The following is a 25,554-nucleotide window of genomic DNA, read 5'->3' as shown; positions in this document are numbered from 1 at the left end:
AAAAGGGGGAAAAACAAGATGGACATTTTTGACAAAATTGAAATTATGGAAGAACGCCGTGAAAAAGTAAAGCTTGGCGGTGGAGAAGCAAGAATCGAAGCACAGCATAACCGTGGCAAATTGACAGCGCGTGAGCGTATCGATCTCCTTGTTGATGAAGGATCATTTGTAGAAATTAATCCATTTATTGAACACCGTGGATTAAGCTTTGGAGCTGACGGTGCAGAAGCTCCGGGTGAAGGTGTTGTTACAGGGTACGGGAAAGTAAACGGCCGACTGATTTTCTTGTTTGCACAAGATTTTACAGTGTTCGGTGGGGCACTTGGAGAAATGCATGCATTAAAAATTACGAAGATCATGGATTTAGCTGCTGAAAATGGCGCACCAGTGATTGGGTTAAATGACTCAGGTGGAGCCCGTATTCAAGAAGGCGTTCTATCATTAGATGGTTATGGTCATATTTTTTACCGTAACTCAATCTTCTCTGGTGTAATCCCGCAAATCTCAGTCATTATGGGACCTTGTGCCGGAGGTGCTGTATACTCTCCAGCAATTACAGACTTTGTATTCATGGTTGAAAAAACAAGTCAAATGTTTATTACGGGCCCTAAAGTTATCGAGAGTGTAACAGGCGCAAAAATCAACAACGAAAACTTAGGAGGAGCAAAGGTGCATTCAAGTAAGAGTGGGAATGCGCACTTTACATCACCTTCAGAGGCGGAAGTACTTGATCAAGTACGCAGATTAATCAGTTATATTCCTTCTAATAATGAAGAAAAGCCGCCACGTAAAGAGCCGGAAAATAAAATTCCATTAGATGAGCGAATTGATGAGTTACTTGATATCGTTCCTGTTGATGGTACGAAAGTATATGACGTTCGTAAAGTAATCAGTAAGATCGTTGATGATGAAGACTTTATGGAAGTTCAACCGCAATTTGCAAAAAACATCGTTATTGGCTTTGGAAGAATAGATGGGGAAACAGTAGGGATTGTAGCGAATCAGCCTAAATTCATGGCTGGTGGACTGGATATTGATTCATCAGATAAATGTGCACGTTTTATCCGTTTCTGTGATTGCTTTAACATTCCACTTATTACATTTGAAGATGTAAGTGGCTTTATTCCTGGAATTCAGCAAGAGCATGGCGGTATCATTCGTCACGGTGCAAAAATTCTTTATGCATATTCAGAAGCGACTGTACCAAAGATTACGGTTATTTTACGTAAAGCGTTTGGTGGAGCTTATGTTGCCTTAAATAGTAAGGCAATTGGTGCAGATTTAGTGTTTGCATGGCCAAACGCAGAAGTAGCGGTTATGGGTCCAGAAGGTGCAGCTAACATTATCTTTGCAAAAGAAATTGCAGAGAGTGATGATCCTGAAGGAACGCGTGCAGCGAAAATTGAGGAATATCGTGAAAAGTTTGCAAATCCATACGTTGCTTCTTCAAATGGAATTATTGATGATGTTATCGATCCTCGTGATACAAGAAAGAGCTTAGCAAGTGCATTAGAGATGCTAAGAAATAAGAAAAAGTCTTTACCAAAGAAGAAGCATGGCAATATCCCGCTATAGTTCGTAATAGTTGAGAGTTCTAGATGATCGAGTTGCATAGTAAGCGTGCAACATTTTCTAAAAAAGAAAAGAGTAGTATGGGGAGAATTGGATTGTACGGTAGGAGAGAACCGTTAATCATAGGAACGGGAGCTTCAAATAGTTATTGAAGGAACTTGTTAATTTCATGACAAAATACTCTTAACTAAAAACGATAAAGAAGGGAGAGAGCAGCAAGAGTTGACCATGACTCTTGCTGCACCAATATATGAGCGAAAAAGTGAAAGATATATTAGCGGAAATATGTGAATTTCCGATTCCATCATATGAAGAATGGCGCAAAGTAACAGAGAAGTCTTTAAAAGGTGCTTCCTTTGAGAAAAAACTTCTCACACATACGTACGAAGGCATTACGCTTGAACCAATGTATCGTAAGGAGAATATTCAAGGTATTCCACATCTGGACTCACTTCCGGGATCAGCTCCTTATGTTCGTGGGACGAAACCTGTTTTTAAGGATGCAAAAGCATGGGACGTAAGCCAAGAAATCTGTGAAACATTACCTGAACAATTTAATGAAGTGGTGAAGCATGATTTAGATCGTGGACAAACTTCGTTAAATATTGTTTTAGATCAAGCAACATTTTCTGGTTATGATGCAGATGAAGCTCCAGAGCTATTAGGTTCAAAAGAAGGAGTTTCAATTTCATCGTTAACAGATCTCCGTCAAGCTCTAGCAGATATCGATCTTACAAAAATTCCAGTGTATGTTCATAGCGGGCCTGTATCATTACCGTTTTTTTCATTATTAATTGCTTACGCAAAAGAAGGAAATGTAGCCATTGACCAGCTACAAGGTACAGTTGGTATGGACCCACTTGGGGCACTGGTTAGTAAAGGAACAATTTCATATGACATACAACAAAGCTACGACGCGATGGCAAAAGTAACAGCGTGGTCAAAAGATAACTGTCCTAATATAAAAACAATCATTGTTGAAGGGCACCCATACCATAATGGTGGAGGAAATGCTGTTCAAGAATTAGCCTTTTCATTAGCTGCTGCTGTTGACTATATTCAGGCGTTAGTTGAGCGGGGCTTAAATATTAATGATATTGCACCAAGAATTCAGTTCTCATTCTCGGTTGGATCAAATGTATTTATGGAAATTGCAAAACTAAGAGCGGCAAGATTATTATGGTCAACGATTGTTGAAGCATTTGGCGGTACCTCGGAATCTCAGAAGATGAATATCCATGCCCGCACATCATCTTGGACGAAAACAGTGTATGATCCTTATGTGAACATGCTTCGTGGAACAGCAGAAGCTTTTGCAGCCGCTGTAGGTGGAGTTGATAGTATGCATGTCAGTCCGTTTGATGAGCCGATTCAACCTTCAACTTCTTTCTCACGTCGTATCGCTAGAAATACGCAAATTATTTTGCAGGAAGAATCGCATTTATCACAACAAGTCGATCCTGCCGGCGGTTCTTGGTATGTTGAGTTGTTAACAGATTCTGTAGCACAAAAGACGTGGGAACTATTCCAGGAAGTCGATCAAAATGGTGGTCTTCTTAAGTCGCTTGAGGAAGGGCTGCCACAACAAAAAATTGCCGAAACAAAAGCAGAAAAAGCAAAGAATATCGAACATCGTAAAGATATCTTTGTAGGTACAAATATGTATCCGAATGCTGAAGAAAAACCTCTTGCAACAACGAATAGGAATGAGCAAGAAGTTCTAGAACAACGTCAAGCGGCAATTGAAGGCCACCGTTCATCTCGTACGTTACACGTTGCAGACATAAGTGCTGAAACTGTAGAACAAGCCATTTCAGCGATGGAGCAGGGGGCAACAATTGGTGAAGTGGCAAAAGCGATCGGCAGGGATTCTACTAGTCTAACAATTAAGGCGATAACAGCTGAACGCGGTGCCGAGCGTTTTGAACAATTACGGGCGGCTTCAGAAGCGTATTTCGCTGAGACTGGAAAACGTTTGCAAGTATTTCTTGCTAACTTGGGACCGATTCCAAAGCATAAGGCTCGAGCAGATTTCTCTGCTAGCTTCTTTGAAGTTGGCGGCTTTGAGGTACTTCGTAATAATGGATTTTCGACTGCTGAAGAAGCAGCAAATGCTGCACTTGAATCAAAAGCTGAGATTATTGTTATTTGCGGAACAGACGAGAGTTATCAAGAGGTTGTACCAGTATTAGCGGGAAAACTAAAAGAATCAGAACAATCTATCACAGTAGTTTTAGCTGGTAAACCAGCACAAGAGGATCAACAAGTATTCAAAAACGCGGGTGTTGATGAATTTATTCATATGCGCTCGAATTGTTACGAAGTGCTTGTGAAGCTACAAACCGAGAAAGGAGTTGTCCAATCATGACAAAGCCTGATTTTAAGAACATTGCATACACAACAAAAAAAGAAAATGCCAGTATAAATGAGTGGCGTAAACAGGCTGAACAAGAAACAGGAAAATCAGTTGATGAACTCCTTTTTCGAACGATGGAACAAATTGATGTAAAGCCATTGCATACAAATGAAGATACAGCAGGTATGAGCCATCTTGATTATGTTGCAGGTATTCCGCCATACTTACGTGGACCATATCCTGCAATGTATAAAAGTCGTCCATGGACTGTTCGACAATATGCAGGATTTTCAACAGCAGAAGAAAGTAACGCTTTTTATCGCCGTAACTTAGCGGCAGGTCAAAAAGGACTTTCCATTGCCTTTGATTTGGCAACTCATCGTGGCTATGATTCAGATCATCCACGTGTAGTCGGTGACGTTGGGAAAGCAGGAGTAGCAGTTGATTCAATCCTTGATATGAAAATTTTATTTGATGGAATACCGCTTGATCAAATGAGTGTTTCGATGACAATGAACGGAGCTGTACTGCCGGTTATGGCTTTTTACATTGTCGCAGCAGAGGAACAAGGGGTCAAACAGGAGCAATTAGCAGGTACAATCCAAAATGATATCTTGAAAGAGTATATGGTAAGGAATACGTACATTTATCCACCTGAGCCTTCAATGAAAGCGATTGCTGATATTTTTGCCTATACATCTAAACATATGCCGAAATTTAATAGTATAAGTATTTCAGGTTATCATATGCAAGAAGCGGGGGCAACAGCCGATATTGAGCTTGGTTATACATTAGCAGATGGTCTTGAGTATGTAAGAACAGGAATAAAAGCAGGAATTGACGTTGATGCGTTTGCACCGCGATTGTCATTCTTCTGGGCAATCGGCATGAACTACTTTATGGAAGTAGCAAAAATGCGCGCAGGTCGTTTAATCTGGGCAAAATTAATGAAGCAATTTAACCCGAAAAATGAAAAGTCATTGGCACTGCGTACTCACAGTCAAACATCTGGTTGGAGTTTAACAGAACAAGATCCATTCAACAATGTGACTCGTACTTGTGTTGAAGCGATGGCGGCAGCACTTGGGCATACGCAATCATTACACACAAATGCACTTGATGAAGCGATTGCTCTGCCGACGGACTTCTCAGCTCGTATAGCTCGTAATACACAGCTGTTCTTACAAGATGAAACAGGCATTTGTAATGTACTTGATCCTTGGGGCGGTTCATACTATGTTGAATCATTAACAGCTGAGCTTGTTGAGAAGGCATGGGCACATATTCAAGAGATTGATGAACTTGGTGGAATGGCCAAAGCGATTGAAACCGGGTTACCGAAAATGCGTATTGAAGAAGCAGCGGCACGTCGTCAAGCTCATATCGATTCTCGTAAAGAAGCGATTATTGGAGTAAACAAATACCGCCTTGATAAAGAAGAGCCATTAGATATTCTTGACATTGATAATACGGCGGTGCGTGAAGCACAAATTCGCAGATTGGAAAAACTGCGTGCTGAGCGTGATCCAGCTCGAGTTGAAGCCGCATTAAATGCGATTACAAAGGCAGCAGAAACAGGTGAAGGAAATCTTCTTGAGCTAGCGATTGAAGCAGCACGTGCGAGAGCAAGCTTAGGTGAAATTTCTGATGCATACGAAAAAGTCGTTGGACGTCATAAGGCGGTGATTAGGTCGATTAGCGGTGTATACAGTGCAGAATTCGGTGAAGAAGAAGTGAAGGTAGTTCGTCAAATGACGGATCAATTTGAAGAGCGTGAAGGACGCAGACCTCGTATTATGGTTGCAAAAATGGGTCAAGACGGCCATGACCGTGGTGCGAAGGTTATTGCAACAGCTTTTGCTGATCTTGGCTTCGATGTTGATATCGGATCATTATTCCAAACGCCTGAGGAAACAGCATTACAAGCGGTAGAAAATGATGTTCATGTCATTGGGATGAGTTCCCTTGCAGCCGGACACAAAACCCTTCTTCCTCAACTTGTAGCTGAGTTAAAGAAGCTGGGGCGTGAGGATATTATGGTTGTTATTGGCGGGGTAATACCTGCTCAAGACTATGAATATTTGAAGGAAAATGGTGCTTCCGCTATTTTTGGACCAGGTACAGTTATTCCAGTTGCTGCCCAAAAAGTCATCGAGGAAATTAATCAACGACTTGGCTATGAAGATGAGGACAGCAATGAGTAATGATAAGAAACGCCCTGAATGGACACCGAAAGAGCATAATGATGCATTCACAACAAATATTATGGATGGTGTGACTGGCGGGCATGATGGCATGAAACGCAGCCAACCTAGTAAGAAAAAACCTGTTCCAAAACGACGTGTATTGACTGTTGATGATTATGTTGATGGTGTTTTGAATGGTAACCGAACAGTAATTGCTCAGACAATTACATTAGTCGAAAGCAATTCACCGAAACATATGGAAACGGCACAGGAAGTGTTAAAGAAACTACTTCCTTATACTGGTAATTCAGTAAGGGTTGGTATTACGGGAGTTCCTGGTGCTGGTAAGAGTACATTAATCGAAGCGTTTGGGAGTACGCTTTGTGATGACGGTCATCGGGTTGCCGTTCTTGCGGTTGATCCGAGCAGCTCCATCACTCGAGGCAGTATATTAGGGGATAAAACCCGGATGGAGCAGTTATCTCGGAATAAGAATGCTTTCGTAAGACCATCTCCATCTGGTGGAACGCTAGGTGGTGTCGCCCGTAAAAGTCGTGAAACACTTCTTGTTTGTGAAGCAGCCGGGTTTGACGTCATTCTTGTTGAAACCGTTGGTGTTGGTCAAAGCGAAATTACCGTTCGCTCAATGGTTGATTTTTTCCTCGTTATCATGCTTACTGGCGCAGGGGATGAGCTGCAAGGAATGAAAAAAGGAATAATGGAAATTGCTGATGCCATTTTTATTAATAAAGCTGATGGCGATAATAAGCAAAAGGCATTAACAGCAAAGGCAGAATATAATCGAATCCTTCATTATTTACAGCCTGCCACAGAAGGTTGGATGACTGAAGCTCATACTTGTTCGGCACTTACTGGTGAAGGGGTACGAAACATATGGGATGTTATTTCCCGCTATAAAGATACAACCATTAAGACGGGCATTTTTGAAAAAAGAAGGCAGAAGCAAGCCCTTGACTGGATGAATACAATGATTCAAGAACAATTGAAAGAACGGTTTTATAACAATAGAGCTGTTAAGGAGCTAATGCCTAGTATTGAAAAAGAGATCATTGACGGGCAATTATCGGCAACATTAGCAGTTAACAAATTATTAGAAGTCTATAACTCTGATTCTAAGGGCTAAACCATATTTTGGTTTAGCCTTTTTTACGTAACCTTTATAATAACAAAGCTCCAGCGCTTATAAAGACGCTGGAGCTTTTCTTCTTATACTGGAGGGGTAATGTAACTCATATTTCCAGTAATTAAGAGTAACCCGAGTATAATCAATAAGATACCACTAATAATTTGGATTTTTCCAAGATGTTTCTTGAGGGCATTAATAAACGTGAATCCCAGTGCACTTAATAGCCCAATAATTAAAAAGGGAACGCCTAATCCTAATCCATAGACTAGAAGTAAAGCTCCACCGCGTAACATCGTTTCAGAATCGGCAGCTAATATTAAAATAGAACTTAACATAGGACCAATACAAGGTGTCCAGCCAAAACCAAATGCTAAGCCCATTAATCCTACACTCCAAATACTGTTCTTCGTTGTAAACAGTTTATCTAAGCGGTACTCACGATTTAGGAGAGTTACTCTTAATAGTCCTAATACATGAAGCCCGAATAAGATCACTACAAATCCTAAAAGCTTTGAGATAAGATTTTGGTAAGGCATAATCATTGACCCAATGGCTGATGCAGACATTCCAAGAATGATCAGTGGAATAATAAGCCCAATAATAAAGGCAAGCATTCGAGGAACGACTTTAAATTTTGATGTTGTATTCTCTTTTAATTCATCAATAGATAACCCTGTAATAATGGCCAAATAACTCGGGATTAGTGGAAGAATACAGGCAGAAGCAAATGACAAAATCCCTGCAGTAAAGGCTAAAACATAATCCATTTTTTAGCCCTCAACATCAGCGTTATGGAATTTGTCAAAGGCATCATCATATCGTTGCTGAAGCTCTTCTTTGTTAGGAATGATATAAGGATAACTTCCCATATTGTTACCTTCCTCATCAAAGAAGACATAAGTTGGTGAAACATTTGCTCCATAATGACGGGCGATGCTTTGGTCTAAGTCAATTCCCCATAAATGCTTAGCCTGATATTCCTCTTCAAATTTTGTCTTTATTTCACTTCTTTTTCCGTAAAATACAATTGTAATGACCTCAATTTCGTCTTGTTCTGCCGCAAATTCTTGAATGAATGGCATTGAATAGCTGCAGCATTCACAAGGAACTGCTACAAACTGCAAAATGGTTTTCTTTTTTCCAATATAGTCGTCTAGTAAAATCGGTTCTTGATCAAACCTCTCAACTGTATTTATATCGCCGTCACCTTCTGCAAAAAAAGAATATATAGTATATCCCATTCCAGCAAAGATGAACAGTAATAGTACTATAATTAGTTGGTTTTTCAACCTACTCCCCCCTGATCCTGATAATTCTTTCTTTTTCTCAAATGTTCTTTAAGATTTCACAACATTAATAACTAGAAAATGATATTATCTATGTACATCATACATTAATTTGGAGTGAGTATAATGAATAAAAGCAACTTTTTTATGACGTTTTTACTATTAATTTTTGCCATATCTTTAATTGGTTGCAGTTCTGAAAATAACCAGTTCGAATCAACAATCTTAAATGATGCAGAGGTTAACTTTTTAAATCAGGGTGAATTATTTCAAACTGGGGAAATGAACACGTACACTGTAGAAGTGACGGATTCTTCCGGAAGCCCTTTGCAACCTGATTCTGTTTATATTTATATGAATATGGAAATGATGAACCATCCTATGGAAGGTACAATGCATGAGGTAGAGGCTGGAACGTATCAGTTGGATTTACCTTTAGCAATGGCTGGAGATTGGTATGTACAAGTAACGATTAAAGATGGGGAAGAGGAGAAGGTGTTTGAAGATTTTGCTATCCAAGCAGAAGGTGAAAAAGTTATGGAAATCATGACTGGCTATCATGCTGATCAACAATAGTAAGTCCCCCTTTGGAGCGATTGTTCCAAAGGTTTTTTTATTATTTTGGTTCAGTTAAAGTTTGTTATTAAGAAGCAAAACAAGCATAAACATTAAGATTAATTAGAAAATATTCGAAAACTAACGGAACAAATTGGGAAAAACTAGAATAGTAATATAACATATGAGGAGGTGTAATCAGTGAGATTAGCTGACAAAGTTGCGATTGTTACAGGTGGGGGAAATGGACTAGGGAAAGAAACAGTTTTATTATTTGCAAGAGAGGGAGCTAAGCTTGTTATCGCTGATTTCGATGAAAAATCTGGTCATGAAGTACTTTCACAAGTAAAAGATTCAGGTGGAGAAGCAATCTTTCAACAAGTGGATGTTTCTAATTTAGAAAGTGTAAAACAGATGGCAAAAGCTGCGATTGAGCACTATGGTCGAATCGACATATTAATAAATAATGCTGGGATTACAAATGATGGTTTATTAGCAAAACTATCCAAAGAAGCCTGGCAACAAGTAATCGATGTTAATTTATCGGGTGTTTTTTATTGTGCTCAAGCCGTTATTCCAACAATGATTGAGCAAGGGAAAGGAAAAATTATTAATACATCATCAGTTTCAGGGGTATACGGTAATTTTGGTCAAACGAATTATGCCGCAACAAAAGCGGGTGTTGTCGGTATGACAAAAACCTGGGCAAAAGAATTAGGTGGAAAAGGGATTAATGTTAATGCCGTTGCCCCGGGGTTTATTGAGACAGGGATGACAGCGAAAGTACCTGCAAAAGTACTTGATAAGATGAAAGAAAAAGTTCCGCTTAAGCGATTAGGGAAACCTAGAGATATTGCAAATGCTTATTTATATTTAGCCTCTGATGAAGCCGACTATGTTAATGGAACCGTTCTACATGTTGATGGAGGAATTGTATTATAATGGATGTAGAAAAGTCATATCAATATGATATGGCTTTTCATATGACATCATTGAACTATCCCAACAACTCTAAATTCCAACCTTTAAATTAAGGAGTGTTCGAATGAACCACCTCATTATCTATATGCATCCGACAGATCAAAGTTTTAACGGAGCGATTTTACAACGTTATGTTCAAACATTGAAGGGGCAAGGTCATCATGTTGAAATTCGAAATTTATATAAAATGAACTTCCAGCCTTTATTAAGCAAGAAAGAATATGACGGTTTTTTTGAAGGAAAGTATAGTGATGATATTCAAAGAGAACATGATTATATTCGCTGGTCAGATGTCATCACTTTTATTTATCCATTATGGTGGACAGGCTTTCCGGCGATAGGGAAAGGATATATCGATCGAGTCTTTTCCTTTGGATTTGCCTATCGATTAAAAGATGAATCACCAATACCGTTATTAAACAACAAAAAGGCAGTGACAATATGTACTATGGGCACACCTTCTTCGGCGGCTGCAGAAACAGGGATACTTACAAGTATGAATCATAGTATGGATGAAGGGATTTTTCATTTTTGTGGAATAACAGTCATTGAGCATCTTTATTTTGGAAATGCTGTATTAGCTACAAACGAGGAACATGAACAAATGCTGGAGGCCGTTCAACAAGTCGCCAAAAAGGTATCTTGGTAAATTATTGAAATATCCTCTAGTCGTTAAGCATATGAATAATGTAATGGTTATGGTGCATCGATCATATGTCTAGAAAAACGTAAAGAGGGTGTGTATTTGTGAATGATATTGTCTTAAAAACGGTGGAAATCGATAATGGAGAAACGTTAGGGTACCGAGTACGTCGTGGCGGAGACAAAGTGTTACTACTTATTCACGGGAATATGACCTCTTCGAAACATTGGGATCTTCTATTGGAATCCATTGATGAAAAATATACAGTATATGCTGTAGATATGCGCGGATTTGGACTATCTTCCTATCATAAGTCAATTAATAGTATTAAAGATTTTTCAGATGATATTAAGCTTTTTGTCGATCGGTTACAATTGCAAACGTTTTCGATTATTGGCTGGTCAACAGGCGGTGCCGTTGGGATGCAGTTTGTGATTGATCATCCTGATTATGTAGAAAAGCTCATTTTACTAGAATCAGCATCCACTAGAGGATATCCTTTTAATGCGTTAGATGGCTGGAAGCTTGTCCGATTAAAATCGAAGGAGGAAATAGCTAACGATCGTTCAAAAGCAGCACCAGTATTAAACGCATATAAAAATAGAGATGGCATATTTTTGAAGATGTTATGGAATTCGGTTATCTATACCCATAATGAACCGTCTCCTGAACGATACCAAGAGTATATTGAGGATATGCTAACACAGAGAAATATTGTTGATGTCTATTCAGCGTTGAATACATTCAACATAAGTAAGCACCATAATGGATTAACGGAAGGGTCAAATCAGGCTGAAAACATTACGATTCCGACATTAGTTCTTTGGGGTGAAAGGGACCGTGTTGTCTCAAAAGAAATGACACATGAGATTATCGAAGATCTCGGTGATAATGCCCAGCTTGTTTATTTAAAGGGGTGTGGCCATTCCCCATTAGTTGATGATCTGGATCAACTCCTTCATGAGATTTATACGTTTTTGGATCGGTAATATCCGATAAAAACTATTGTCTTGCTGCCCATCAGTGGCAGGTGGATGTCGCTGATGGACTTTTCTTTCTAAATAAAATTTACGTTCTAAATGATTATGTACTGCTTAAACTAATAGTAAGAGATGTCCATTGTTGTAAGAGAGGTGCTGCTAATGAGAAAATTTTTCCTCGGTTTTACAGGTGTCTTTATCATTTACAGTATCATCATGAGTTGGTATTTACTTTATGGTGTTCAGGCTGCTATTCCAGTAGAATTACAAGGGACAGCAGCTGATCCACAAGTTTTTATGAATGCTGAACAATTAAAACAATCGATTGATTATGCCCGGATAAGAGATGTCCTCTATTTTATATCCATTCCTCTTGAATGGGGGATCTATTTATTTGTTGTACTCTTTGGCATATCAAAACGATTTGTCAGTTGGTCAAAAGAAATCACTCGTTTTTCTTTTGTACATACAACGATCTATGTCATCCTTTTATCGCTTGTTTCGTGGTTGCTTACGTTTCCAATTCAGTGGTACAGATTCCAGCTCTCTCATCAGTATGGGATTTCCAATCAAAGCTTTCATGATTGGATGAGAGATAATACAATTAGTTTTTGGGTAAGTGCATTCATTATGACGATCATTGTTTATGTACTTTATGCATTAATTCAAAGAACACAAAAACGATGGTGGTTATACGCTTGGCTGTTATCGATTCCATTTACATTATTGATGATGTTTATTCAGCCGGTTATAATTGATCCACTGTACAACGATTTTTACCCGATTCAAGATATAGAGTTGGAGCAAGAAATTTTAGCGCTGGCCGCCCAAGCGGAAATTCCAGCTGATCATGTGTATGAAGTGAATATGTCTGAAAAAACAAATGCGTTAAATGCTTACGTCAATGGAATCGGAAATAATTTGCGAATTGTGCTGTGGGATACAACGTTACAAAGTCTTACGAAAGATGAAGTGTTGTTTGTGATGGCACATGAAATGGGGCATTATGTACTACATCATCTTCATTGGCTTGTCATAGGAACGATTGCCATGTCCCTTGTTGGTCTGTATGTAACGTATCGTCTCTATACGTGGGTGATAAAAAGATTCGGTCGAAAGTTAGGAATATCGGGAACGAATGATCTTGCGGCATTGCCGGTGATTCTGCTTATTTTATCGCTTCTTTCTTTTGCTGCAAGTCCATTTATGAATATGATTTCAAGAGAATATGAATACGAAGCTGATCGCTATGCAATTGAATTAACTGAAGACGTGGATGCGGCAGTAGGGGCGTTTCAACAGCTCGCTGTTCAAAGTTTAAGTGATGTAAATCCACCAGGTATTGTTAAAGTATTTCGCTATACACACCCGCCGATGATTGAGAGGATTACCTATTTACAATCATTTGCGGAAGAATAAGTAAGAAGCAAGTCTCCGTCTTTGGAGACTTGCTTCTTATACGTTGAACCCTTGTTTTTTTAGCATTTCATCGACATGTTCGTAATATTGCTTATTATAAAAACGAGCAACTCCTTCAGACCAAGTCATATTTTTACGTTCTTTATTGTATTCAGCAATGGTTTGGTCATATTGATCAATGTATTTTTTTAAGTTATGTTCATATTCTTCCTCGTGGAGAACGGCCTTTTGTGGAAGGCGAGGTTTTTTATCAGGAGTTTCTTTGGCATAACCGACACATAAGCCAGAGATTGGTATAACATGTTCAGGTAGATTTAATAACTCAATAACTTCAAGTGGGTTTCTTCTAATCCCGCCTATCGCACATATTCCCAATCCTAATGATTCAGCAGCAGCGATGGTATTGCCCATAGCTAAGCCAACATCAACTCCACCTACAAGTAGCGAATCAATATCATTAACAACCATTAGTTCCTCGCCATGCTTTTCGGCTGCAAGCTTAGCACGGTAAAAATCAGCGCAGAAAACGAAAAAGACTGGAGCTTCTTCTACATAAGATTGATTACCGACTAGTTGTGCTAATTGTTTTTTCTTATTATCATCTTTGACAACGATAATGGACACCTGCTGGCCATTTACCCAAGAAGGTGCAGCTTGGGCAGCAGCGACCATCGCTTTAAGGTGTTCATCAGGTACTTCTTTATTTACATAACTGCGGATGGAACGATGGTTGGTTAGTGTTCGAATGACATCATTCATAAATGAAAACCTCCTATGTAAAACCCCGGAGCAGCAATAGTTTCTGCTTGGGGAGATATAAGTTTATAGTAGTAATGCTTTAGAGACTGTAAATGGAATGACAGTTTGTTCTTTAGGCTGATAGTAAACAATAAGAATAGTAGGTTCTTCTTTTATCTCTTTTGTTTTAATAAAATGTTCAATATCAAAAGCAAGAACTTCAATCATTGTGTGCTTATGCAATTCTTTTTCTGAAAGGGATAATTCCGCAAATATATTTGAAACAAGGTGAGGCTGCTCGGCAATCCCTTTTAAATAAGCAGAAAGCTCGTGCTTTTCCAAAGAAAAGTCCCACCATGGTTTTCGTGGTTTATGTTTATGATTCGTAAAGTAGTCATACATCATTAACCCTTTAATAATCTTTGTATGTGTTGTCTGTCTCTCTGACAGGAATTGATCGAGGCGACGGAACAAATCCTCCAGCTGATGACCAATTCTTGACCAGCCTTGTTTATCCCAATAATCACCAAATTGTTGAAAGAAGTCAAATGGTGAGTCAAATTCATCTTTGACGAGGAATTCAATCGTATTATCCATACGATGGTCATTCCAATATTTTTCTAATACATCTTCTACTCGTTTAATTCGAATTATCTCTGCAAATGAAAGAACATCATTGCTTAGAATTTCGTATGGTGATTGATCCAGAAAAACATAGTTATGCTCGTTTGCCCGAAGACGTACGCCAGTTCCTCTCAGCATTTTTAGAAAGCCGAGCTGTAACTCTTCTGGCCTTAGGGCGAATACATCGTTAAAGGTTTTTCGGAATGAGTCATAATCTTCTTCAGGAAGTCCGGCTATTAAGTCTAAATGCTGATCAATTTTCCCGCCTTCTTTTATTAAACGCACCGTTCGCGTCAGTTTTTCAAAGTTTTGTTTCCTGTTGACAATTTCATTGGTTGCATCATTAGTCGACTGTACCCCAATTTCAAAGCGGAATATCCCTTGTGGTGCATTTTCATTTAGAAATTGTAACACTTCGGGTCGCATAATATCGGCAGTGATTTCAAATTGAAAAACACAGCCTTGATGATTGTCGATTAAAAACTGAAAGATCTCTAACGCATAATCACGTTTAATATTAAAGGTACGGTCAACAAATTTAATTAATTTTGCCCCATTTTCAATAAGAAAAAGCAGGTCCGATTTGATACGGTCCATATCAAAGTATCGAACACCTACTTCGATCGAGGACAAGCAAAATTGACAGCTAAAAGGACATCCACGGCTCGTTTCAAAGTAGGTCACACGTTTCTGAAGTCCAGACAGGTCTTCCTCAAAGCGGTATGGTGTAGGAATTGAATCTAAATCGAGCTTTGGTCTAGGTGGGTTAATGACTGGCGTGCCATCGTCCTTCCTGTACGCCAAACCAAAAACCAAATGATATTTATTTGTTGTAGTTATTTCTGTAAGTAAGTGCTTAAATGTGTCTTCACCTTCACCAACAATAATGAAGTCGACTTCAGGTATTCGCTCTAACCAATAGTCAACATCATATGAGACTTCAGGTCCGCCAATGATAATTTTGATGCCAGGTTTAACTTTTTTAAGCATTTTAATAATCTCAATCGTTTCTTCGATGTTCCAAATATAACAGCTGAAACCAATGACATCAGGGGCTTTACTATACAAATCTGAAACAATATTCATTGCTGGGTCTTTAATAGTATATTCAACAATTTCGACTGGAAATTCAGGTTCTGCATAGGATTTCAAATATCGCAGCGCTAATGCTGTATGGATAAATTTGGCATTTAATGTACTAACAACAATCTTCATTGTATCCCTCAATTCAAACATAATCTAAACCAATCCTTATCTTACCATAAGGAAGAGTCAACGTATAAAGGTAACACTTAAAAACAAATGACAATTGAAATGAGTATATTTTCATGTTTTCCTATGTAATAATTAGAGTAGGGAAGCAGGATTTAGAAAGAAATACTGAAATAACCTCATATTATTTGTAACTATTAGGAGTATGGACGAAGATGACAGCTTTTAAATATGCAGCTTTATTTATTACGATCATTTTTCAAGTATTGGCAATTGCTTTTGTATTTATTAATTTGACTGTAGTCTACTATTTATTAGCAGGTTACGCATTAGCACTTCTTGTTTTGATAGGATTAGTTGTTCGAGAACGAATAAAAGAGAAGAAAGAGGATGATGATGATGATGATCGCAACTACTGAATTTATTCCAGGCAAAGAAGTTATGGAGTACAAAGGATTTGTAAAAGGAAATACAATTCAGGCAAAGCATATAGGCAGTGACATTATGGCAGGTTTAAAAAATATCGTCGGTGGAGAGATAAAAGAATATTCGAGTATGATGGAAAAAGCACGCAAAGTCGCGATAAAACGGATGGTAGAGGAAGCAGAGTCACTTGGAGCGAACGCGATCATATCAGTGAGACTCCAAACATCAAGTGTCATGAACAGTGCTTCTGAAATAGTTGCATATGGTACGGCTGTAGTCGTTGAATAGCATGTTAAAAAATGTCGAAGGATGAAAGTTGTTTTACCCTCAGCCTTTTGAGAAACCCCACTTTTATTTGAAGTGGGGCTTCTTTTTGCTGAAAATTTTAAAGGCAAACTCTCCATTTTATAATAGTGAATATTTTTCTAGAATAAATCATTTTTAGTGTTTCTTTAAATTTAAAGATGATCAATAGAAATAATATTCAAAAAATCTTCACTACTTATCCGCTAGAACGCTTTAGTGTGACGAATTTTTATGTTTACAAGATTAGGTGGATGTAATATGATAATAACTAATATTAGAAAATTTAAAAAACTATAGGGGGAAAATATTTATGAAGGTGATCAAAAAATTTATTGCAGTACCATTGTTAGCTTTAATGGCTCTTGCGGGATGTGGCAGTGAGGAAACTGCTCAATCAACAGAAAACGCAGAACAACCAGCGAATGAAGCACAGGAAATGGTCACAATCGGTACAACACAAATTGTCGAACATCCATCGCTTGATGCTGCATTCGAAGGGTTTAAAGCAGCACTTGCTGATAATGGCTATGTAGAAGGCGAGAATGTTACGTTTGATGTAAACAATGCTCAAAATGATATGAATACGAACGCAACCATTGCTCAAAATCTAGTGAACCAAAATGTTGATCTTATTTTTGCTAATTCAACACCGAGCGCCCAATCAGTTCTCAATGCAACAAGAGAGATTCCGATTATTTTTACATCAGTGACTGATGCTGTTGGGGCAGAGCTTGTACAAGCGATGGATCAACCGGGAGATAACATTACAGGTGTGTTAGATCTTCATCCGGAATCCATTGAAATGACAATCGATTTTATATCAACATTTTTCCCGAATTCAAAGGTTGGGTTAATCTATAACTCTGGTGAGCAAAACTCAATTGCTCAAATAGAAGCGGTAGAAGCTGCAATTGAAGGAACAAGTCTGGCTGCTGTTACGCGTAGTGTATCGACTTCAGCTGAAGTACAGCAAGCTGCTGAGTCTTTAGTCGGAAGTGCAGATATTTTCTTTATTGTGACAGATAATACTGTTGTTTCAGCTCTTGAATCTGTAATTGGTGTGGCTGAAGATCAAAACATTCCTCTTATCGTCGGTGAACCGGATTCGTTAAAGCGTGGAGGATTTGCAACGTTCGGTATTGATTATTTCTCTATCGGTTACCGTTCAGGTGAAATGGCAGCAGAAATATTAAATGGAGACAAAACAACAGCTGATATTCCAGTAGAATACCCTGCGGATATGCAATTATTTATCAATAAGGCTGCAGCTGATGCTCAAGGTGTTGAATGGAATTCAGAGTGGGATAATCTTGCTCAATTATTAGAAGAAGAATAAGAAATTAGTAGAAAGGAGAAGGAAAACAACATGTTTATTTCAATCTTTGGCTCAGTAGAAGCAGGAATTATATACGCACTCATGGCACTAGGGGTCTACCTCTCCTTTCGTATTCTTGACTTTCCGGACTTAACTGTAGATGGAAGCTTTGTTACTGGTGCTGCTGTAGCAGCGATGTTAATTGTCAATGGATACAACCCCTTTCTCGCGACAATAGTCGCTGTAGTTGCGGGCTTTTTAGCTGGATGTATTACTGGAATTCTTCATACAAAAGGGAAAATTAATCCACTTTTATCAGGAATATTAATGATGATTGCTCTCTATTCAATTAACTTAAGAATTATGGGGCGGTCAAATATTCCATTACTTAATCAGGATACTATTTTTTCGCATATAACTTCTTTTTGGCAAGGATTAGGCTTTGATCAGTTTTTTCATTCGATGGCATCGGCTGTTGGACTTACTCATTTGCCACGAACTTGGGGAATCTTATTCTTTGTCTTTGTCATTACGATTTTGATTAAACTTATTACAGATCGCTTCTTAAAAACAGAAATTGGCCTGGCACTTAGAGCAACAGGTGATAACAAAAGAATGATTCGAAGCTTCTCAGCAAATACCGACTCTTTAACGATTCTTGGGTTAGGGATTTCGAATGGATTAGTAGCACTTTCCGGAGCATTGATTGCCCAATACGGCGGTTTTGCAGATGTCGGAATGGGGATTGGAATGATTATTGTTGGATTAGCATCTGTAATCATTGGTGAATCATTATTTGGTACAAAAACAATTGCCCGAACAACACTAGCCGTCATTGGTGGTGCCATTATTTATCGAATTGTTGTCACTTTGGCACTTCGAGTTGAATTCTTAGAGACGGGTGACTTAAAGCTTATTACAGCAGTTATTGTTATCTTTGCTCTTGTCACACCTAAAATAGTAGAATCACGTAAAGAGAAAAAACGTCGACTTCGCAAACGGGCAGAACAAATCAAAATGGCGTCGGTAAGTAAGGAGGGAAATAGTAATGCTGCATCTTAAAGATATAAGTGTTACCTTTAATGAAGGGACACTTGATGAAAAGAAAGCTCTCCAACATATTAACCTAGCGCTAAACCCGGGAGATTTCATTACGGTAATTGGCAGTAATGGAGCAGGAAAGTCAACGTTAATGAATGTTATTTCAGGCTCGCAGACCCCTGATATTGGTGATGTATATATTGATAATAATCTTGTCACACATTTACCGGAATATAAACGTTCGCAATTTATCGGTCGTGTCTTTCAGGACCCGATGGCTGGGTCTGCCCCAACGATGACTATCGAAGAAAATTTAGCGATGGCTTATTCGCGAAATAAAAAAAGGACCCTCCGTTTTGGAGTTACAAAGAAACGGAAAGAAATGTTCAGAGAGTATTTAACGACATTAAATCTAGGTTTAGAGGAGCGGTTAAACGCAAAGATTGGGTTATTGTCTGGTGGGGAAAGGCAAGCACTTTCATTATTAATGGCTACTTTTACTGAACCTAAAATTTTATTGCTCGATGAACATACGGCTGCATTAGATCCATCGCGAGCTGAATTAATCACTGCATTAACTGGTGACATTGTAGAGAAATTTAAATTAACAACATTAATGGTCACTCACAATATGCAACAAGCGCTTGATCTAGGAAATCGATTGATCATGATGGATAAAGGACAAATTATTCTTGATGTCGCAGGTGAAAAGAAACAGCAGCTTACGATTGAAAAATTACTAAAAGAGTTTCAACGAATTCGTGGCTCAGAAATGGCTAATGACCGCGCATTGCTCGGATGAAAGAAGGCAGGGGATGAGATAAACATTCGTCTCCTGCTTCTTTCTTATGGTAAAATAAAGAAGTGGGAAGTCAATCACTCATTTAAAGGGGGAGAAACAAATGAGATTTGTTACATTTTTATATGATCAATATGAGACATATGGGATCATTAACGATAGCTATGATGAAATCATTGATGTTCGAAAAGCACAATGGTTTATGAGTAAGGAAGCGATCTTACCATCATCATTGCTTGCCGGAATTAAAGAAGGGGACGTTTTTTTGAATATGGTCAATCAAGTTGTTCAATGGGCAAAGGAAAATGTTGATGAACAATACATATACGAGATTACCAATCCAAATATTAAATTATTAGCACCAATTCCTAGACCAGCAAAGAACATTTTTTGTGTAGGAAAAAATTATGCTGCCCATGCAATTGAAATGGGAAGTGCAGCTGACATTCCGGAGTATCCGATGATTTTTTCGAAGGCTCCAACGACTGTAATTGGCCATGAGAGTATTATGTTAAATCATAAAGAAGTGACCGATTCGTTAGATTATGAAGGGGAACTGGCTGTTATCATCGGTAAAAAAGGAAAAGCAATAAAAAAAGAAGAGGCATTTGATTATGTCTTTGGCTACACAATTATCAATGATGTAACGGCCAGAGATTTGCAAAAAAAACATAAACAATTTTTAATTGGAAAAAGTTTAGATACCTCTTGTCCAATGGGTCCATATATTACACATAGAAGTGTAGTGGATGATCCACATCAATTGGCAATTGAAACGAAAGTAAATGGAGAAAGTAGACAAGTTGGTAATACAGAACAGTTTATTTTTGATATTCCGACAATTATAGCTACAATTTCCCAGGGAATGACCCTTGAAGCTGGAGATATTATCGCTACAGGAACTCCAGCAGGGGTAGGAAGTGGTTTTAATCCGCCTAAGTATTTACAGCCTGGTGATGTAATTGAAATTACTGTTGAAAGATTAGGAACTTTACGAAATCAATTATCTATTGATTAATAATAAAGAGATCTCTTTGGCGAATAATGTTGAAGAGGTCTCTTTTCATTTTAATCTTTAGAGACGAACGAGCCAAAATCACATCAAATGATATTACAGCTTATTGTTAAGAAGAGGAATTTTGCGTTGTGCATATTTTTACTGTGCCTTTTTCAAAATAAAGTAAGTTAGTTTTTTTGAAAGGGGACAAAAATGTGGCAAAAAGGTATGGGGATTTTCCACTCGTTTTAATCTTGGTAATCATTCTATTACTCACAGGCTGTGGCAATAATGCTCTTAGTGATCGGGGAACTACAGTAACACCTTTAAATTATGACCCTGAACTCGAAACAATTTATCATGCATCTCAAGAACAGCCTGAAGGGGGACCTGAATATTCGGTACGTCAACAAAAGGCCGTTTCTAATCAAAGATTACAGAGAAAATACCCCAATATTATCGTTTTACGAGGTGCAACCAATAGTAATAAAATTGCCTTAACATTTGACGATGGACCGGATTACCGCTTTACACCGCAAGTGTTAGATGTATTAAACAAACACGAGGTAAAAGCAACGTTCTTTGTGATGGGTGCAAGAGCGGTTGGCCATCCAGATATTATTCGTCGGATTCACAACGAAGGTCATCAGATTGGAAATCATACGTACTGGCATCCTGATCTAACAAAAGAGGGGAAAGATCGATTAGATTGGGAAATCAGGGAAACGGATAGAGTTCTAGAAAATATGATTGGATATCGTCCTAAGCTATTTCGGGCTCCTTATGGTGCTTTAAATGAAGAATTAACAGAACATTTAGGTGAAATGAATCAAACTGTAGTTGGGTGGTCTGTTGATTCATTAGACTGGCGTCAACTCACTGCACCGGAAGTTGAAAAAAATGTATTAAAAGATGTCCATCCCGGATCCATCATTCTTTTTCATGATGGAGGCCACTGGACAATGGATTTGTCAGGAACTGTTCAAGCATTAGATGTCATCATTGATCGATTAACAGATGAGGGAATGGAATTTGTAACTATCTCAGACATGGTTAATGTCTCAGAAAGAAAGTAGGCAAAAAGGCAGTAGAAAAGGAGAAGCACGATCACTCTCTTTATTCTACTGCCTTATTATGTTTATTTATTTTGTTATTAATTTCTTTTCAGGAAGATCTGGTAATTCGTTAACTGAGACAATTTCTTCATTTTTCTTTTTTGGTTTTTCCCAATGTTGTTCGCTTCCAGGTAAGTCGTCGAACCAGGCAGCATTATCAGGACAATCTAAAACCATAAATTTACCATATTCATTATCACGAGATTGGTGATACTTTAAGTAAGCCTTGCCATCTTCAATTGCCAAGACTTCAATTTTTCCTGATGTGTGACTCATTGAAAGGCGTACTCGTTTTCCAAGTCCTGAAGTTTTTGCTTTTGCTTTTTCAACAATGTCATAAACTTCTTTTAGTGATAGTACAAAATCATTGTTACCAGCTACAGGTCGGTTAATGAAGAAGTAGTACGGAGTAACACCAGCCCATGAAAGCTTATCAAGTAATTCAGCTAATACTTCAGGGTCATCATTAATTCCTTTTAATACAGGTGTTTGGTTAACAACGATTGCACCTGCGTCATGAAGTGCTTGGAAGCCTTTTCTTGCTTCTTCAGTAATTTCACGTGGATGGTTAATATGAGCCATGACGTAGATTCGCTTTTCCGGTGTTGAGTATTCACGAATAAGCTCAAGCAATTCTTCATCTTCATAAATACGCATTGGATTGAAAACCGGAAGCTTTGAACCAAGTCGGATTATCTTAACATGGTCAATAGCCCGCAGCCTTTCGATAATCATACGAAGTTTTTTCGTAGCAAGAATCAATGAGTCACCACCTGTTAATAATACATTATTAATTTCAGGAGTGTTCTCAATATACTTCAAACCTGGCTCAACGTCATTCATTGCTTCTTTTACATCATTTCTGAAAAGACGCTTTCGGAAACAGTAACGGCAGTAGGCTCCACAAACTTCAGAAACGATAAGGAGAGCAGTTGTTCCGTATTTATGCTGACAGCCGGGTACAACATAATTCGTATCTTCATCGGAAGCATCCCAGCGCCCATATTCTTCTAATTCACCTTCGTTAGGAATAACAAGTTTACGAATGGGATCGTTCGGATCATTCCAATCAATCAGATTTAAATAGTAGTCATTAACACGAAAAACATACTTGTTCGTAATTTCTTTGAGCTTTCTTTTTTCCTCCTCAGGAATTTGATCAATCTTATCCAGACTAGTAATGTATTTTGGTTGTGCCAAAACGATCACCTTCCTCTATAAATTATTAATTTACTACATACTTTTTAATTATAGCAGTTAAGGTGAAATAAGGTCAAAAAAGAATGAAATATTGCTATTGTTCTAGAATGATGAAGGTTCTCTTTCATTTTTAATAGAGTTTGTTCATATAAGGAAAATATGCTCGAAAATAGGCAGAGAAGTAGTAACTTGTGAATGGACAAATTCATAAAATATATAAAATGAAATTTATACTTCACTTTGGTTTTGAAAACGTGTATTATGAAATAAATCATTCATCATATGATAATGGTGGAGGTAAAATTTCCAAAAAGTGAGGGACTGTAAAATGGCGATCAACAAGATCGAACTTCCAATAATGGAATATTATAAAAAAACTAAAGGTTCATACGATTTTGTAGAGCAAGCAAAGGAAGTAATGCCAGGAGGAGTTACAGCAAACATTAAGTCATTTGCTCCTTATCCACTCGTAATGAAATCAGGAAATGGTGCTTATTTACAAGATGTGGATGGTAATGAATATATTGACTACTCTTTATCTTACGGTGCACTAATGCTTGGGCATGGTCATCCGGAAATCAAAAAAGCAATGATGTCCCAAATTGAAGAGTGTGGAACTTGGTTATTTGGGACACCGCATCAACTAGAATATGACTTAGGGAAAAAACTTCAACAATACTATCCAAGTATGGAGTTGTTGCGCTATACAAATTCAGGTACGGAAGCTACGTTATTAGCATTACGCTTAGCTGCAGCTTATACGGGCAAACATAAAATTGCAAAGTTTGAAGGGCATTATCATGGTGGGTATGATCAAGTTTTACTAAGTGTTAATCCACAAGTCCATGAGGCTGGTGATGCAAGGCATCCTAATTCAGTCATTGAGTCAAGAGGGGTCGATCGCTATTACCAAGAGCATACAATCATCTTACCTTTTAATGATCTGGAGGCATGTACGAAGATTTTGAAACAGCATCAACATGAGCTTTCAGCAGTTATGATTGAGCCTGTCCAAGGGGGATTTATTCCTGCTGAAAAAGAATTTATTCATGGTTTGCGTGAAGTTACAAAGCAGCTCAATATTGTATTCATATTTGATGAAGTGAAAACTGGATTTCGTTTAGGGTTAGGCGGGGCTCAAGAATTTTATCAAATAAAGCCAGATATTACCGCACTTGGAAAAGTTATCGGTGGAGGATTTCCAATTGGAATTGTTGGAGGGAAGAAAGACATCTTAATGGTCAGTGCGCCGACGACTTCATCAGATGTGTTTGATTCTAGCCAAAGTAAAAAGTCATCAGCAAAGGATGTATTATTTCACAGTGGAACTTATAACGGGCATCCGATGATTCTAGCAGCAGGCTTAGCAACCATTGAAGTGTTGGAAAAGGAAATTGAACATATTTTTCAAATCACAACGATTTTAAAAGGAAGATTAGAAAAACTGTTTGCGTCAAAAGGTATTCCGATGAAGGCTATTGGCACAGGCTCAATCTTTAGTGTAGTATTAACAGATGAACAGAAAATTCAAAATTATAGAGATCTTCAACAAACAGATTTAGCTACGAGGAAAAAGCTAGATGAACAATTATTAAATGAAGGCATTTATGTTAAGCCGCTAAACAGATATAGTATGTCAACTGCTCATCGAATTGAAGAAGTTGAGAAAACAGTGGCTGCTTATGAAAGAGTATTGAACAATATGTTTGGGAGCTCTCGAATAAATAAGGGATGATCAAAGTGCTAGAAAATGATGTTTTTAAACGGATTAGTGAAAAAAGGGAAAAGATGAGTAAATCACAGAAAAAAATAGCTAATTACTTAGTAGAACATGCAGAAACCGCACCTTTTTTAACGGCATCAAAATTAGCAAAAAATGCTGGTGTCGGGGAAGCAACGGTGATTCGTTTTGCTGTGTTTTTGAATTATAAAGGTTATCCCGATTTACAAAGACATCTTCAAGAAGCACTAAAACGCAAATGGACATCGGCTGAAGTTTTTGTAAGAACGACTGATCAAAATGAAGAAACGAGTAATACTTTTAAAGAGGTTCTATCTGATGATGTACAAAATTTAAAAACAACATTAAAGCAGATTGACCCGTCTCTTTTTCAAGAGGCTGTAGAGGATATCATCAAAGCAAAGAGAATTTACATTATTGCCTATCGCAGTGCAGCTAGTTTAGGTCTATTTTTAGAATTTTATTTAGATCTTGTGTTACAAAATACAGAACGTGTTCGCCAAGCAGATGGTGTATCGGAACACCTATTAGATATTACTGAAGATGATCTTGTTATTGGTTTTGGTTTTGCAAGGTATACAAAGCGGACTGTTGAAGCACTGAAGTATGTGAAACAGAAAGGTGCAAAGACGATTGTCATTACGGATCACCTTTTATCACCGCTTGTCCCATATGGGGATAAAACACTAATTGCTGCGACAGAAATTAATTCATTCATTGATTCATTTACAGCACCATTAAGTGTAGTCAGTGCGTTAATCACAGCTGTAACGAGATCTGAACATGAAAAGGTGGAATCGAGGTTAAAAGATCTTGAGGGATTATGGGAGAACTTCGATGTTTTTCATGAATAAGCAGGCAAGCAGAATCAAATCATCAAGAAAAAGCTTCAATCATTCTCTTTGAACCGATTGA

23 protein-coding genes are annotated in these 25,554 nt (G+C 38.0%); 18 read left to right on the top strand and 5 right to left on the bottom strand.

The features are described 5' to 3' along the window. The first annotated feature begins 18 nt into the window (after positions 1-18). The 4 genes from ACJ2A9_RS12265 (at position 19) to meaB (ending at position 7,258) form a co-directional block, all read left to right on the top strand. Positions 19-1,575: an acyl-CoA carboxylase subunit beta gene (locus ACJ2A9_RS12265; protein ID WP_441421953.1), complete on the top strand. Its 1,557-nt coding sequence runs from the start codon at positions 19-21 to the stop codon at positions 1,573-1,575. 259 nt (positions 1,576-1,834) lie between these two features. Beyond that, the gene (locus ACJ2A9_RS12260) at positions 1,835-3,940 is read left to right on the top strand and encodes a methylmalonyl-CoA mutase family protein (RefSeq protein WP_441421952.1); all 2,106 of its coding nucleotides are present in this window, start codon (positions 1,835-1,837) and stop codon (positions 3,938-3,940) included. Then, on the top strand, positions 3,937-6,132 hold the full coding sequence (scpA, locus tag ACJ2A9_RS12255; protein ID WP_441421951.1) for a methylmalonyl-CoA mutase: 2,196 nt from the start codon (positions 3,937-3,939) through the stop codon (positions 6,130-6,132). The genes ACJ2A9_RS12260 and scpA overlap by 4 nt, the downstream gene beginning before the upstream one ends. Continuing rightward, positions 6,125-7,258 carry a methylmalonyl Co-A mutase-associated GTPase MeaB gene (meaB, locus tag ACJ2A9_RS12250; RefSeq protein ID WP_441421950.1) on the top strand — a complete coding sequence of 378 codons (1,134 nt, stop codon included), beginning with the start codon at positions 6,125-6,127 and terminating at the stop codon, positions 7,256-7,258. The genes scpA and meaB overlap by 8 nt, the downstream gene beginning before the upstream one ends. A gap of 83 nt (positions 7,259-7,341) precedes the next feature. Here the strand turns inward: meaB and ACJ2A9_RS12245 are convergent, their stop codons facing one another. Both ACJ2A9_RS12245 and ACJ2A9_RS12240 read right to left on the bottom strand, forming a co-directional pair. Then, entirely contained in the window at positions 7,342-8,028 is a 687-nt protein-coding gene (locus tag ACJ2A9_RS12245; protein WP_441421949.1) for a cytochrome c biogenesis CcdA family protein, read from the bottom strand. Between the two features lie 3 nt (positions 8,029-8,031). Further along, the gene (locus tag ACJ2A9_RS12240; protein ID WP_441421948.1) at positions 8,032-8,550 is read right to left on the bottom strand and encodes a TlpA family protein disulfide reductase; all 519 of its coding nucleotides are present in this window, start codon (positions 8,548-8,550) and stop codon (positions 8,032-8,034) included. 123 nt (positions 8,551-8,673) lie between these two features. Between ACJ2A9_RS12240 and ACJ2A9_RS12235 the strand changes: the two genes are divergently transcribed. From ACJ2A9_RS12235 to ACJ2A9_RS12215, 5 genes are all read left to right on the top strand, one after another. Beyond that, on the top strand, positions 8,674-9,123 hold the full coding sequence (locus ACJ2A9_RS12235; protein WP_441421947.1) for a FixH family protein: 450 nt from the start codon (positions 8,674-8,676) through the stop codon (positions 9,121-9,123). 180 nt (positions 9,124-9,303) lie between these two features. Next, positions 9,304-10,044: a 3-oxoacyl-ACP reductase FabG gene (fabG, locus tag ACJ2A9_RS12230; protein WP_441421946.1), complete on the top strand. Its 741-nt coding sequence runs from the start codon at positions 9,304-9,306 to the stop codon at positions 10,042-10,044. A gap of 103 nt (positions 10,045-10,147) precedes the next feature. After that, entirely contained in the window at positions 10,148-10,732 is a 585-nt protein-coding gene (locus ACJ2A9_RS12225; protein ID WP_441421945.1) for an NAD(P)H-dependent oxidoreductase, read from the top strand. Between the two features lie 98 nt (positions 10,733-10,830). Then, the gene (phaZ, locus tag ACJ2A9_RS12220) at positions 10,831-11,715 is read left to right on the top strand and encodes an intracellular short-chain-length polyhydroxyalkanoate depolymerase (protein ID WP_441421944.1); all 885 of its coding nucleotides are present in this window, start codon (positions 10,831-10,833) and stop codon (positions 11,713-11,715) included. Positions 11,716-11,868: 153 nt separating this feature from the next. Next, complete coding sequence (locus ACJ2A9_RS12215; protein ID WP_441421943.1) at positions 11,869-13,125, top strand: M48 family metallopeptidase; 1,257 nt, start codon at positions 11,869-11,871, stop codon at positions 13,123-13,125. Between the two features lie 36 nt (positions 13,126-13,161). Here the strand turns inward: ACJ2A9_RS12215 and ACJ2A9_RS12210 are convergent, their stop codons facing one another. Next, positions 13,162-13,884: an NADPH-dependent oxidoreductase gene (locus ACJ2A9_RS12210; RefSeq protein ID WP_441421942.1), complete on the bottom strand. Its 723-nt coding sequence runs from the start codon at positions 13,882-13,884 to the stop codon at positions 13,162-13,164. Between the two features lie 63 nt (positions 13,885-13,947). Then, positions 13,948-15,702, bottom strand: a complete 1,755-nt coding sequence (locus tag ACJ2A9_RS12205) for a B12-binding domain-containing radical SAM protein (RefSeq protein ID WP_441421941.1) — start codon at positions 15,700-15,702, stop codon at positions 13,948-13,950. A gap of 212 nt (positions 15,703-15,914) precedes the next feature. Between ACJ2A9_RS12205 and ACJ2A9_RS12200 the strand changes: the two genes are divergently transcribed. The 7 genes from ACJ2A9_RS12200 (at position 15,915) to ACJ2A9_RS12170 (ending at position 21,659) form a co-directional block, all read left to right on the top strand. Further along, positions 15,915-16,118 (top strand): hypothetical protein, encoded by a 204-nt coding sequence (locus tag ACJ2A9_RS12200; protein WP_441421940.1) that lies wholly within the window; start codon positions 15,915-15,917, stop codon positions 16,116-16,118. Then, a complete protein-coding gene (locus ACJ2A9_RS12195; protein WP_441421939.1) occupies positions 16,099-16,413 on the top strand; it encodes a YbjQ family protein in 315 nt (104 codons plus the stop codon). The genes ACJ2A9_RS12200 and ACJ2A9_RS12195 overlap by 20 nt, the downstream gene beginning before the upstream one ends. Before the next feature lie 328 nt (positions 16,414-16,741). After that, positions 16,742-17,767: an ABC transporter substrate-binding protein gene (locus ACJ2A9_RS12190; RefSeq protein WP_441421938.1), complete on the top strand. Its 1,026-nt coding sequence runs from the start codon at positions 16,742-16,744 to the stop codon at positions 17,765-17,767. A gap of 30 nt (positions 17,768-17,797) precedes the next feature. After that, a complete protein-coding gene (locus tag ACJ2A9_RS12185; protein WP_441421937.1) occupies positions 17,798-18,808 on the top strand; it encodes an ABC transporter permease in 1,011 nt (336 codons plus the stop codon). Continuing rightward, entirely contained in the window at positions 18,795-19,589 is a 795-nt protein-coding gene (locus ACJ2A9_RS12180; protein WP_441421936.1) for an ABC transporter ATP-binding protein, read from the top strand. The genes ACJ2A9_RS12185 and ACJ2A9_RS12180 overlap by 14 nt, the downstream gene beginning before the upstream one ends. Positions 19,590-19,689: 100 nt before the next feature. Next, entirely contained in the window at positions 19,690-20,604 is a 915-nt protein-coding gene (locus tag ACJ2A9_RS12175; protein ID WP_441421935.1) for a fumarylacetoacetate hydrolase family protein, read from the top strand. Between the two features lie 194 nt (positions 20,605-20,798). Continuing rightward, positions 20,799-21,659 carry a polysaccharide deacetylase family protein gene (locus ACJ2A9_RS12170; protein WP_441421934.1) on the top strand — a complete coding sequence of 287 codons (861 nt, stop codon included), beginning with the start codon at positions 20,799-20,801 and terminating at the stop codon, positions 21,657-21,659. A 66-nt stretch (positions 21,660-21,725) separates the two neighbouring features. Here the strand turns inward: ACJ2A9_RS12170 and ACJ2A9_RS12165 are convergent, their stop codons facing one another. Beyond that, entirely contained in the window at positions 21,726-22,898 is a 1,173-nt protein-coding gene (locus ACJ2A9_RS12165; protein ID WP_441421933.1) for a KamA family radical SAM protein, read from the bottom strand. 328 nt (positions 22,899-23,226) lie between these two features. On the opposite strand from ACJ2A9_RS12165, the gene ACJ2A9_RS12160 reads away from it, so the two are divergent. Together ACJ2A9_RS12160 and ACJ2A9_RS12155 are read left to right on the top strand one after the other, a co-directional pair. Beyond that, entirely contained in the window at positions 23,227-24,633 is a 1,407-nt protein-coding gene (locus tag ACJ2A9_RS12160) for an aspartate aminotransferase family protein (protein WP_441421932.1), read from the top strand. 5 nt (positions 24,634-24,638) lie between these two features. Beyond that, a complete protein-coding gene (locus ACJ2A9_RS12155) occupies positions 24,639-25,493 on the top strand; it encodes a MurR/RpiR family transcriptional regulator (protein ID WP_441421931.1) in 855 nt (284 codons plus the stop codon). Positions 25,494-25,554: the final 61 nt, after the last annotated feature.

The organism is Anaerobacillus sp. MEB173 (assembly GCF_052119505.1).
Classification (GTDB): domain Bacteria; phylum Bacillota; class Bacilli; order Bacillales; family JBJMAU01; genus JBJMAU01.
Note: the sequence above shows the minus strand (reverse complement) of the source record. Positions and strands in the feature narration are given on the sequence as shown.

Coding starts and splice junctions, on each gene's coding strand:
- ACJ2A9_RS12185 (WP_441421937.1), top strand. CDS start 17,798: ATGTTTATTTCAATCTTTGGCTCAGTAGAAGCAGGAATTATATACGCA.
- scpA (WP_441421951.1), top strand. CDS start 3,937: ATGACAAAGCCTGATTTTAAGAACATTGCATACACAACAAAAAAAGAA.
- ACJ2A9_RS12205 (WP_441421941.1), bottom strand. CDS start 15,702: ATGAAGATTGTTGTTAGTACATTAAATGCCAAATTTATCCATACAGCA.
- ACJ2A9_RS12245 (WP_441421949.1), bottom strand. CDS start 8,028: ATGGATTATGTTTTAGCCTTTACTGCAGGGATTTTGTCATTTGCTTCT.
- ACJ2A9_RS12175 (WP_441421935.1), top strand. CDS start 19,690: ATGAGATTTGTTACATTTTTATATGATCAATATGAGACATATGGGATC.
- ACJ2A9_RS12195 (WP_441421939.1), top strand. CDS start 16,099: ATGATGATCGCAACTACTGAATTTATTCCAGGCAAAGAAGTTATGGAG.
- ACJ2A9_RS12160 (WP_441421932.1), top strand. CDS start 23,227: ATGGCGATCAACAAGATCGAACTTCCAATAATGGAATATTATAAAAAA.
- meaB (WP_441421950.1), top strand. CDS start 6,125: ATGAGTAATGATAAGAAACGCCCTGAATGGACACCGAAAGAGCATAAT.
- ACJ2A9_RS12180 (WP_441421936.1), top strand. CDS start 18,795: ATGCTGCATCTTAAAGATATAAGTGTTACCTTTAATGAAGGGACACTT.
- ACJ2A9_RS12200 (WP_441421940.1), top strand. CDS start 15,915: ATGACAGCTTTTAAATATGCAGCTTTATTTATTACGATCATTTTTCAA.
- ACJ2A9_RS12265 (WP_441421953.1), top strand. CDS start 19: ATGGACATTTTTGACAAAATTGAAATTATGGAAGAACGCCGTGAAAAA.
- ACJ2A9_RS12210 (WP_441421942.1), bottom strand. CDS start 13,884: ATGAATGATGTCATTCGAACACTAACCAACCATCGTTCCATCCGCAGT.
- ACJ2A9_RS12235 (WP_441421947.1), top strand. CDS start 8,674: ATGAATAAAAGCAACTTTTTTATGACGTTTTTACTATTAATTTTTGCC.
- ACJ2A9_RS12190 (WP_441421938.1), top strand. CDS start 16,742: ATGAAGGTGATCAAAAAATTTATTGCAGTACCATTGTTAGCTTTAATG.
- ACJ2A9_RS12225 (WP_441421945.1), top strand. CDS start 10,148: ATGAACCACCTCATTATCTATATGCATCCGACAGATCAAAGTTTTAAC.
- ACJ2A9_RS12215 (WP_441421943.1), top strand. CDS start 11,869: ATGAGAAAATTTTTCCTCGGTTTTACAGGTGTCTTTATCATTTACAGT.